The 10,952-nt window shown below is 44.7% G+C and carries 11 protein-coding genes; 2 read left to right on the top strand and 9 right to left on the bottom strand.

Features of this window, described 5'->3' with window-relative positions; translation table 11 throughout:
- Positions 1–158: 158 nt before the first annotated feature.
- Together hppD and ACTHQF_RS10565 are read right to left on the bottom strand one after the other, a co-directional pair.
- The gene (hppD, locus tag ACTHQF_RS10570) at positions 159–1,289 is read right to left on the bottom strand and encodes a 4-hydroxyphenylpyruvate dioxygenase (RefSeq protein ID WP_440430180.1); all 1,131 of its coding nucleotides are present in this window, start codon (positions 1,287–1,289) and stop codon (positions 159–161) included.
- A 27-nt stretch (positions 1,290–1,316) separates the two neighbouring features.
- Positions 1,317–2,483 carry a homogentisate 1,2-dioxygenase gene (locus ACTHQF_RS10565; protein ID WP_440430179.1) on the bottom strand — a complete coding sequence of 389 codons (1,167 nt, stop codon included), beginning with the start codon at positions 2,481–2,483 and terminating at the stop codon, positions 1,317–1,319.
- A gap of 318 nt (positions 2,484–2,801) precedes the next feature.
- Here ACTHQF_RS10565 and ACTHQF_RS10560 point away from each other — a divergent pair, with 318 nt between their 5' ends.
- The gene (locus ACTHQF_RS10560) at positions 2,802–3,797 is read left to right on the top strand and encodes a fumarylacetoacetate hydrolase family protein (protein ID WP_440430178.1); all 996 of its coding nucleotides are present in this window, start codon (positions 2,802–2,804) and stop codon (positions 3,795–3,797) included.
- Positions 3,797–4,687, top strand: coding sequence for a flavin reductase family protein (locus tag ACTHQF_RS10555; RefSeq protein ID WP_440430177.1), 891 nt, complete (start codon positions 3,797–3,799; stop codon positions 4,685–4,687). Before ACTHQF_RS10560 ends, ACTHQF_RS10555 begins: the two co-directional genes overlap by 1 nt.
- A gap of 12 nt (positions 4,688–4,699) precedes the next feature.
- On the opposite strand, the gene ACTHQF_RS10550 is transcribed toward ACTHQF_RS10555, so the two are convergent.
- The 7 genes from ACTHQF_RS10550 to ACTHQF_RS10520 all read right to left on the bottom strand — a co-directional run bounded on the left by ACTHQF_RS10550 (position 4,700) and on the right by ACTHQF_RS10520 (position 10,949).
- Positions 4,700–5,401: an SDR family NAD(P)-dependent oxidoreductase gene (locus ACTHQF_RS10550; protein ID WP_440430176.1), complete on the bottom strand. Its 702-nt coding sequence runs from the start codon at positions 5,399–5,401 to the stop codon at positions 4,700–4,702.
- Between the two features lie 4 nt (positions 5,402–5,405).
- Positions 5,406–7,187 carry an aromatic amino acid hydroxylase gene (locus ACTHQF_RS10545; protein WP_440430175.1) on the bottom strand — a complete coding sequence of 594 codons (1,782 nt, stop codon included), beginning with the start codon at positions 7,185–7,187 and terminating at the stop codon, positions 5,406–5,408.
- An 83-nt stretch (positions 7,188–7,270) separates the two neighbouring features.
- Entirely contained in the window at positions 7,271–7,744 is a 474-nt protein-coding gene (locus tag ACTHQF_RS10540) for a GtrA family protein (RefSeq protein WP_440430174.1), read from the bottom strand.
- Positions 7,745–7,802: 58 nt separating this feature from the next.
- Positions 7,803–8,594 carry a CAP domain-containing protein gene (locus ACTHQF_RS10535; protein WP_440430173.1) on the bottom strand — a complete coding sequence of 264 codons (792 nt, stop codon included), beginning with the start codon at positions 8,592–8,594 and terminating at the stop codon, positions 7,803–7,805.
- 36 nt (positions 8,595–8,630) lie between these two features.
- Entirely contained in the window at positions 8,631–9,269 is a 639-nt protein-coding gene (locus ACTHQF_RS10530; protein ID WP_440430172.1) for a YceH family protein, read from the bottom strand.
- A gap of 109 nt (positions 9,270–9,378) precedes the next feature.
- Positions 9,379–10,047, bottom strand: a complete 669-nt coding sequence (locus tag ACTHQF_RS10525) for a class I SAM-dependent methyltransferase (RefSeq protein WP_440430171.1) — start codon at positions 10,045–10,047, stop codon at positions 9,379–9,381.
- Complete coding sequence (locus ACTHQF_RS10520; RefSeq protein ID WP_440430170.1) at positions 10,044–10,949, bottom strand: hypothetical protein; 906 nt, start codon at positions 10,947–10,949, stop codon at positions 10,044–10,046. Before ACTHQF_RS10520 ends, ACTHQF_RS10525 begins: the two co-directional genes overlap by 4 nt.
- Positions 10,950–10,952: the final 3 nt, after the last annotated feature.

The following is a 10,952-nucleotide window of genomic DNA, read 5'->3' as shown; positions in this document are numbered from 1 at the left end:
AGCAGGTCTGAACAGATATCCAGGTTCATTCTAAAAAGAAAACATTAATAAATGCTTATAGGGAAGGTGGCTCAGCGATGAGTCGCCTTCTTTTGTTTTACCGCTAAATCAAAAACAGCCCGGAGGTTAAACCGCCGGGCTATGCTATGATGAGGCTGCTACAAATTTCCTCGCAGCTCCTGCTCGCGTTCCAGCGATTCAAATAGTGCTTTGAAGTTCCCGGCACCGAAAGATTGTGCCCCTTTACGCTGAATAATTTCAAAAAACAAAGTTGGTCGGTCTTCAATCGGTTTCGTAAATATTTGAAGCAGGTAGCCTTCTTCATCACGATCCACCAATATGCCTAAGGCTTTAAGTTGTTCCACCTCTTCATCTATTTCCCCAACCCTGGTCGGCATCATTTCATAATAGGCTTCAGGTGGCGCACTCAAAAACTCTACACCCCGGGCCTTCAAGGTCTGCACGGTATGCAGAATATTCTTAGTTGCTACCGCAATATGCTGAACACCTTCGCCTTCATAGAACTCCAAATATTCTTCAATCTGCGATTTCTTTTTGCCTTCAGCAGGTTCGTTGATTGGAAATTTCGAATACCCATTTCCATTGCTCATCACCTTACTCATCAGTGCAGAATATTCTGTATTGATCTGCTTGTCGTCAAAAGAAAGGATGTTTACAAAACCCATGACCTCTTCATACCACTTTACGGTTTCATTCATCCTGTTCCAGCCCACATTTCCCACGCAGTGGTCAATGTAAAGTAAGCCAGCTTCCTCGGGATTATACTCGCTGTTCCATGCGCGATAACCTGGCATGAAGGGGCCGGTGTATTCCTTACGTTCTACAAACATGTGTACGGTTTCGCCATAGGTGTAAATGCCAGACATCTTCACTGTGCCGAATTCATCCTTGATGGTCACGGGCTCCAGATAAGGCTTCGCACCGCGCTTAGTAGTCTCCTCAAAGGCACTATAGGCGTCCTCAACCCAAAGGGCCAATACTTTAACGCCATCCCCATGTCTCCTGACATGTTCTGCGATCTTGTGATCCGACTTCAATGCTGTAGTAAGTACCAGACGGATCTTACCCTGTTGCAATACGTAGGAAGCATACTCCTTAACACCCGTTTCCGGACCGGCATAAGCAAGCGACTGAAAGCCGAAGGCAGTCTTATAATAATGTGCAGCCTGTTTTGCATTACCAACATACAATTCAATATAATCAGTACCATGGATGGGTAAGAAATCCTGTGCCTTGGCAATTTTCTCTGCAAATGTTTGTGTTGACATAACTTTATATTTGGTTGTATTCGTTAATTATTCGATGTTTATCTGCCAGCTTTTATGATAGCTTTCATCCTCTATATTTACCGCATCTTCGGTAAGCATCAATGGTCTGAAAGGATCAATCATCACGGCTAACTCTTCTGTTTTCTCTTTTCCTATCGACTTTTCGACTGTACCAGGATGAGGGCCATGCGGAATTCCGCCGGGGTGCAAGGTGATTTGCCCTTTAACCACACTCTTGCGACTCATAAAATCGCCATCCACATAATACAGCACTTCGTCACTATCCACGTTGCTGTGGTTGTAAGGTGCTGGTATGGAGAGCGGATGATAGTCATATTTCCTGGGTACAAAGGAGCATATTACGAAATTGTGTCCTTCAAATGTCTGGTGCACGGGTGGTGGCTGGTGCAGGCGACCGGTGATCGGCTCAAAGTCATGGATCGAAAATGCCCATGGATAATGGAAGCCATCCCAACCGATGAAGTCAAACGGATGTGTGCCGTAAGTGTATGGATACATCAGTCCTTGCTTTTTGATCAGCACCTTAAAATCTCCAAACTCATCAAAGGTCTCCATATCCACAGGACGTTTAATGTCCCTTTCACAAAAGGGTGCATGTTCCATCAACTGTCCGTATTCATTCCGGTATCTTTTAGGCGTGCGTATGGGGCTGAAACTTTCAACAATAAACAAACGGTTGCTTTCTGTCTCAAATTCAAACTGGTGTATCGTTCCGCGTGGGATCACCAGATAATCGCCATATTCAAATCTGATCTTTCCAAAACCAGTTTTCAGGGTTCCACGGCCCTCATGGATAAAGACCACTTCGTCTGCCTGACTGTTTTTATAAAAGTAATCCCTCATGGATTTACGTGGTGCGGCAAGGCTGATGTGCAGGTCGCTATTCACCAGTACAGGTTTTCGGCTCTGCAGGTAGTCGTCTTCGGGTTTGATGTTGAAGCCGATCAAACTGGTATGTTTGAGGTGTTTTTCCCGGGCGATTTTAGGCTCCACTGAATACGGCTCACCTAAAGCCTTTACAATGGTCGGCGGGTGGCAGTGATAAACCAGAGAGTACAAACTGGAAAATCCTTCCGTGGAAACAAGTTCTTCTGCATAAAGTTCCCCATTAGGTTTTCGAAATACGGTATGGCGTTTATGAGGAATAGTTCCTAAAGTGTGGTAAATGGGCATAATACATGAATTTGGTTAGAAAAGGATATAACGATCAGAAATCCGTTATTGGTAAGCCGTAGTAACGCTTAAAAGGAGTATTGTGCAAAGATCAGCTTGGAAAGCATAGCATACCGGAAACCAGCCAACACCTGGCGGGAGATCTGTTTAAGGCTATGTAGTCGCTTATTCATCTGCTATGCTAAAGTATGTATTGTTATTTAAAGTTGACAAATAATTTCATGAAATCCCATCCAAAAGATATAAAATGCTTTATTTCTTTAAATTTAAGAACATCTGCTTAGCTTTATCCAATCTAAAAACCTAAACCAATAGCGTATGAAGCTTGTATCTTATAAGACGGAAGACCGGGAACACCTGGGTGTTTATGTAAACGGACATATCTATAACCTGCATTCCTGCGATAAGCAGATTCCTGATGAGATGAATGCCTTTTTAGCTGAAGGCGATGTCATGATGGAACGGGCCAAGAAGATAGATCAGCAGATTAAGGCTGCAGAGATAGAAGCTAAGGAAGAGGTTTTCTATGAGCTCCTTGCGCCAGTGCCACACCCAACATCTTGCAGAGATGCTTATGCTTTCCGGCAACATGTTGCAGCTGCCCGCCGAAACCGTGGTGTTGGCATGATCGCCGAATTCGACCAATATCCAATCTTCTACTTCACCAATCATAACGCCATTCAGGGGCCAGGAGAAATCCCATGTATGCCCGACCATTTTCAAAAGCTTGATTTTGAGTTGGAAGTGGCAGTAGTAATTGGTGCTAAAGGCAGAAACATCAAGGCAGCAGAAGCTGACCGCTACATCGCGGGATACATGATCATGAACGATATGAGCGCGCGCACCCTGCAAATGGAAGAAATGCTGCTTAACCTCGGGCCGGCAAAAGGAAAAGACTTCTCGACCGTGATTGGTCCATGGCTGGTTACACCAGATGAGCTCGAGCCATATCGAACAACGCCTAAAGCTGGTCATGTTGGAAATGCTTACAACCTGGAAATGGCATGTACCGTAAATGGGGTAGCGGTATCTAAAGGTAATATGGCCGATATGGACTGGACCTTCGCCGAGATCATTGAGCGCTGTGCTTATGGCGTAGATATTTTGCCTGGGGATGTCATCGGATCAGGAACCGTTGGCACAGGTTGTTTTCTGGAGTTGAATGGCACAGGCTTGCTTGAGAATCCCGATTACAAGCCACAATGGCTACAAGAGGGAGATATCGTGGAAATGACGGTTACCGGCTTGGGTATCTTGAGCAACACCATAAGCAGGGTAGATACCGATTTTTCAATACTTGCGCTAAAAAAATAATGCTGACGATAAATGTTTCAGAATTGAGCCCGGCGCAATTGCAAAATTACATGCAGTATGCCATTGCGCCGAGGCCAATCTGCTTTGCATCCACGGTCGATGCAGCTGGGAATATCAACCTGAGCCCCTTCAGCTTTTTTAACATGTTCAGCACCAATCCACCGGTATGTGTGTTCTCACCAGCCCGGCGCGTTCGTGATAACACTACTAAACATACGCTGGAAAACATTCTCGAAGTGCGTGAATGCGTGATCAATATCGTCAACTACGATATGGTGCAGCAAATGAGCCTTTCCAGTACAGAGTATGCCAAGGGCGTTAACGAGTTTGAAAAGGCTGGTTTTACCATGCAGGCTTCACAACTCGTACAACCACCTAGGGTGATGGAAGCTCCGGTACAAATGGAATGCCTGGTTACACAGGTTATTTCGCTCGGTGATCAGGCAGGAGCGGGGAACTTAATTGTAGCAGAGGTTAAGCTGATGCACATCAATGAAGAGATTCTGGATGAAAGTGGAAAGATCGATCAGGAGAAGATAGATCTGGTAGCCAGATTGGGTGGCGACTGGTACTGCAGGGTTACTCCAGACAATTTGTTCAAAGTTGCTAAACCACTTACCACACTCGGCATTGGGGTTGATGCATTACCGCATGAGGTTCGTAACTCCAGAGAACTCAGCGGAAACGATCTGGGGATGTTAGGAAACGTGGAGCAACTACCTACACCTGAAGAAATTGATGACATGCGCAGCGATGCTGCCGTTAAAGAGGTATTGGATGCCACCATCGGCGACGCAAGTACCAGAATGCGTGAACTTCATGGCCTGGCGAAAGAATTTTTAAGGCAGGGGCGTGTATCCGATGCCTTAAAAATTGTGTTGCTCGACTAATTGACTGTCATTCTAAGGTGTTGTCACTGCTACGGGCAGCACCTTACCATTAAAAAACTTGTGCCCCGTTCTTGCAAAATCAGCGACATATTTACCCATCTCAAATGCCATAACCGGCGACTCATAACCAGGGAAAGCTGCTTCAAGCATTTCCGTTTGCGCAGAACCTAAAGCAAGACAGTTGATTTTTATGCCGGTATCAGCCAGTTCAAAGGCGAGGCATTCGGTAAGCGTATGTAGTGCGGATTTACTGGCCGAATAGGCAGCAAGTCCCGGGAACTTAACGCTTCCCTGATACCCACCCATACTGCCAATATTTACAATATGTCCTCCACTTTGCATCAAAGGCAGGATATGCTTGATCATGTTAAAATGACCCAGTACATTGCTTTGATACATGTCCGCTAAGTCCTGCCCTGTAGTTTCCAGAAAAGGTTTATTTATCAATGCACCTGCGTTATTGATCAGGATGTCGACATGCCCAAGTCTTTCCTTTAAAAATGGAACAAGAGCGGCATAGTCATCCATTACAATATCAAATTCGACCGGATAAATGGTGCAATCGGGATTGATGCCACGTGCAATCTCGAGCAGTTTGCGTAGCTTGTCTGCCGAACGGGCAATACAAACAATTTTGTTGTCGTTACTGAGGGAAAGTTCAAGTGCTGCTTCAAAGCCTATCCCGCTGCTTGCACCAGTTAATATTATATTCATTAGTCTATTCTTGTATAATCAGTTGAGTCACCGGATTTGCAATTACATGCAGCCCGTCAACGATCAGTTTTCTGTGTTCAGGTTCGTGTTCAGCTTTTTCCACCAGCCATTCCCGGATCTCAGCTTCCAGTTCAGGAAAGAGCTTTTTATGGTCCAGAATTTCAAGTATCTCCAGCCCGCAGAGCCAATCATTAGGATATTCTAACGTTAGCGTCTTGAAGATTTCTGGCAGTTGCTGATGGTTCTTGTCGGACTCGCGAATGGCTCTTACCGATTGGTAAAGTTGATGCAACTTTTGCATAGCCTCGTCGTACTGGATTTTGTGTGTCTGCTTCTGACTCACGTAGGTAATTTCTTCGTATGCATCTTTATCTGCGGCTCCATTAAACACGGAGACAATTTTTTCTCCCACAGCCATGTCGTACATACCCCAGTCAGGCTGAAACAGAACTATCCCGGACGCATCCGTTACCCTGCAATTCTTGAAACTGATTAGCAATACTTTATTCCCTGGCTTAAGGATCTTCTCGATTTCGCCTTCAACCCGGATTCCACTTTCAAACTCCAATGCGCAGGTTTGCCCTACAATAATGTTTGCTGCCACCAGCGCTGCAGTATCATAGTTCTCGAGAGGCGTGATGCTTCCTTTTAGGCGTCCAACAGGTGAAGAAAACCCATCTTTATGGTAAACCTTATCATGGCCTGGCAACTGCTTGTTTTCAAAAGCAAGAGCAGAAGGGCCGGAGGTTTTTACAAATGTAAGTTCGCCTTCGGCATTGGTTTTCATTTCGGTAAATATACCCGTCACCTGCAAACCGGAACTGTAAACGGCTGTTGCCGGATTCTTACAATCAATTGCTTTTTGTACGCTTTCCGCACCGCCACGGCGAAACGCCATGGTGTCTGCATATTGTTCCAGCACGTCGATCAGATTTTGGAAACTTTCCGTCACAAACAGTTGTGGCTGGGTTTTCGTAATATCGTACTGGTAGTTTACGGTATCTATAGTGTACCAAATCTTCTTTACCTCGTCAGACATACAGCTTGCGCTTTCACCGATAGAAGAAAGTAATCCGGCACCATAAATTTTTGGGTCTTCCAGGGTACCGATCAGACCATATTCTACCGTCCACCAGTGCAACCTTCCCAGTAGGGCCATTTCGGATGGCTCACCCATATTCTCCGCCACGTCGTTCAGATGTTTTTCTGCTGCGGCAATCTCTTCTTCGCTTACATGGACCGCTTCCTTGAGTATCGATAAATGTCTGATCGCTTCATACAGCTCGAAATCCTTGGCAGAAAACATCGCTTTGGCGCCAATTGAGCCGAAATAACTCAAATAACTGTTGTATGCTGCATCTGCAATGATCGGTGCATGTCCTGCGGATTCATGAATGATGTCAGGGGCGGGGGTGTACTCAATGTGGTTCAGCTGCCTGATATCTGCAGCAATGACCAGCACACGATAAGCCTGGTACTCCATGAAAGCGGCAGGCGGAATGAAGCCGTCCACAGTGACAGCACCCCAGCCCAGTTTGGCCAGGTTATCGTTCATGGTTTGAAGGTCAGGGATGTGCTCAATGCTCAAACCTGCACGTTGAAGTCCCTTGATATATGGATAATAGGCAACGTCTTTTAAATAACTGTAGTTTTTACGCATTACGTACCGCCATACCGCCTGATCAATTGGCGTATATTTCTCGTAATGCTGCTCTACAATAAACTGTCTTAAATGCCTGGGTAAATTCCTTACCTGTGGATTGTTGAAGTCATTAAAATCGCTCATCACTATCTAAAATTGGGATTGTGCCTAATATAGGGGCTAAATCAAAGGAACACAAGTAAAAAATAGAATTGATCAGGCCAGCTCTATTTCTTTACCCGGAAAGAAAAATGTTTTTGAGAGAAGTAACTGAAAACAGCAAGAATTATTGAGGTTACAATCTTAGCAATCGTCGGGTAAAACCCAAAGGCCTCAACCATGACCTTAATGAAGGCATAGTTAAGCATGATATTCGTAATGACGATAGATCCATAACGGAAGAGCTGCACGCGACCTTTTAGATTGGACTGCGTAAAGACAAGGTATTTATTCAACAGGAATCCAATGAAAAACGTGATGATGGACTCAATAGCCAAGGCTGCAATAGGGGCAGTAACCAGCAGTCCGGCTACCCGGATATCCTGTTGATGCAGCACGAAGTTATATACTAGATAGTAAATGACAATTCCCGCGGCAAATGTAGACCCCCCTGTCGCCAGGTATCTAAAGGTGTGCTGTGGAATCCATCGCGAAAATGGAGGATAAAAGAAGTCTATCAGGCTTAATATCGCTTTACGCATAATTTAATTCTGCACGAAAGTAGCCATTGCACGCAAATTTCATAGCAATTCGGAATTTTTATTCTGGAATCTTCAAGTTCCTGACCGCGACAAAGTCGATTGTAGCCGAGTATTTGTAATGCGGGTGCGGTTGAATGCTTACGCCTACAATATTGATCCCCAACGTTCTATTCAGGATATTCTTACGGTGCCCGAGGTCGGGAACACCTTTATCCAACAACAATAAACTGACGTTTGCCAATGCAGAGGAAAAGCCAAAGGCGAGGTTCTCAGCCATGCCGTTGTTGGGATAGTACTTTCTAATGCGATCCACCATGGTCCGCCCATCGGAAGAGTTGTGACCCGCAAGGTTGTGTTTGTTCATGTCTTTGCCGTGTTGCTGCGCTACATAGGTCAAAGTCTCATCGGGATACAACAGGCCAAGGTTCTTGATGTCTCGTAGATCCTGCTCCAAGCCACGATAATAGGGGTCGTTACGACTTACCCGAACTTCACGGTAATTGCTGTACTGTTTCATCTTCAGGTTGTGTTCGTCGATATATTGCTGGAAATAGGTATCAAAAAAACGCTTTCCATTCATCCGTACCAGGTTCATGTAGAATATGATCTTCTTTTCTTCTGCATTCAGGTACTTTACGTTTTTAGCGGTGTTGGCGCGTTCCAATTCCGCTGTGCTCCATTTGGCTGCGGCTGGTTCTTCAGAATAATAGGAGAGATGTTTGGATTTTATCGTGGAGTCGCCGGTATGACTGGCACTGGCGTAGGCTGGAAAGGCAAATAAAAAAGCGAAAAGAATAGATTTCATGTTCCCTAAACGTAAATCGGCAGTATTTAATACACTGCCCATCATTTAAGACTCAATTTGTATCCTAAAGTTTATTGATCTTTATAGAAGCTGATCAAGAATTGCTTTCATCGCAGCAACTTCTGTTTCCAGTTTAGCAAGGCGTTCTTCCAGATCATTAGCGACTGGGCTATTTGATTCCGTTGCTGGCTCAAAGATTTCGTCCGGTTTATCCCCGCCAAACAGCTGCAGGAATCGTGCTTCCTTTTGGCCCGGCCGTTTCGGCAATTGCTTTATAAAAGCAGGCTCAGCACTTGCAAGCCGCTGAAGGTTTTCCTGCACTTCTTCAATGGTCTCGAACTCATAAAGCCTGCCAGCGCTGGTGTTGATCTCACCTGGTGTAAGTGGTCCGCGCAGTAGCAGCAGGCAAATAATAGCAAGGTCTGAAGGTAAAAGGGGGTAATATATTGCGAGATTGTGTTTCCATTTAACTGTTCTGCTACCCGATGCAGTAACGGTACTCGCCAATCCCTTAATCTTTAAAGCATTAAGGGTAAGCGTAACGGTTTCCTCATCGTAGTTTACAACGGGATTCCTCGAAGTCTTTTGATTGCAGGCTGCCGTAAGGGAATTGATGGTCATCGGATAATAGTCCGGTGTTGTCCTGCTCTTTTCCAACAGCGTACCAAGTACACGCTGCTCTTCAGGATTGAGCAGGATGATGCCTCTTGTTTCTTCCATTAATTCCTCAGGAACTAGCGTACTCTATTCTTCACAAATGTTAAATACAAGGCAGTAATAAAGATGATGATACTGCAAATTCCAAAAAGAAGGGCTAAATCTGTGTTGCTCATGATTCTAAATTTTCCATGAAGGTAGGCAATTTCTGGGATTTCTGAAAAATAATTGATTCAATAAAGCCCTTGTAGTACTGCTTGCGGGCAATAACCCCACATCCGGACTTGCTGAATAGTCGCTCCATCGCCGGCAGTTTTTTTGCTTCTACATGTGCAATGATGTTGAAAAAACTATACATCAGCCGTAGCAACGCCTGTTTCCAACCTGAACCCACTCCAGCTTCAATCTTGAAATCTGTATATAACCAAATACCCTCAACTTTTAGCTGGTTTACAAGTCGTTGAAAGACGCGGGTCGCCCGGCTTTCTCCGAAGTTGTCGAACAAGAATGCGGTATGTATGACATCAAACAAATGGGAATTAATATAATGCTCAATGTCACTGCGCACGAATGAAATCTGATTAGATCCACAGCTTCTCTTTTTTGCCAATTCCAGCATCTTATCGGATAGTTCTACATAGACGATCTTCAAGCCAGCGTGATGGACTTTCGCGATTTCCTCGAGAATCCAGCCTGTCCCGCCACCTACGATCAGTACCGATGAACCTGCCGGAATGTACTGAAGTTGGTCGATTTGTGCATTTACCTGGGCTTTGAAGAACACCAGTCTACTTAGAAAATCGTAGGCACCCGCAACGGCATCGTAGTTGTTTGTTCTCATATGCTGGCACCGATAATTCCACAACAGGCTTTCAGTAAAATAAGACCGTCAATAACAATGAGGTAATACAGTATCGGTTTTTTAAGATGTAATGAAAATGCCACAACGAGTGTGAGCACAAAGGGAATGAGGTTCATCAACACCTGCTTCACCGGGAAGCGTTCATAACTTGTAAAAGCGAGCAAACTCAACATTCCAATCGCTAGCAGGGGAATAAGGATAAAAAAGATCGTTCTATGAATTCCAAATCGCACAACGAAGGTTTTCAACTCTTTATTGGCATCAATCTCATAATCTTTGATGTCGAACATGATCGCATTTACCGTGCAGAACATCCAGTTCTTGACAAACAACCAAAGCCATAATTCACTCACTGGAAAAGCCATACCCAATTCGATTTTCAACAGAATCAGCGGTAACACATTTGCGGTGCAGGCCCAGATGAAGCCTATGATAAAAGGTTTAAGCCAGCCTGTATTTCGCAGGTTAAGGTTAAAAAAATAGGCGGGAAGTAGCCCGTAATACAAAAAGGCTACGATAAGCATGAAACTGACCCCCGCCCAGTAGAACCAGGGTAGGCTTCGGATTGCACTGCTGTTCGTTATAAATAGATAGAGGAAAGCTAGTAATGCCACTGCAGAAAGTACCCACTGGCTCCATCGAAGGTATTGTTGGTGTTTGATAAACCAGGCTACTCTGGGGTTTGAAGAACGGCTAAATCGTGTAGCCCCCATATAGGCATGTGTATAGTAAACTACTGGCGCGCAGAAAATCAGGATATAGTAAGGTGTTGAATTTAATGGTACCCCCAATTGCAAAGCGGATTCTATGGTTAGCGCTATTGCAAGCAGGCCAATAAAGTAATTGCCGAAAAATATGAACCTGATCAGCTTCGCAACCATCTG

This window comes from Pedobacter sp. SAFR-022 (assembly GCF_051965375.1).
Taxonomy (GTDB): Bacteria; Bacteroidota; Bacteroidia; order Sphingobacteriales; family Sphingobacteriaceae; genus Pedobacter.
Note: the sequence above shows the minus strand (reverse complement) of the source record. Positions and strands in the feature narration are given on the sequence as shown.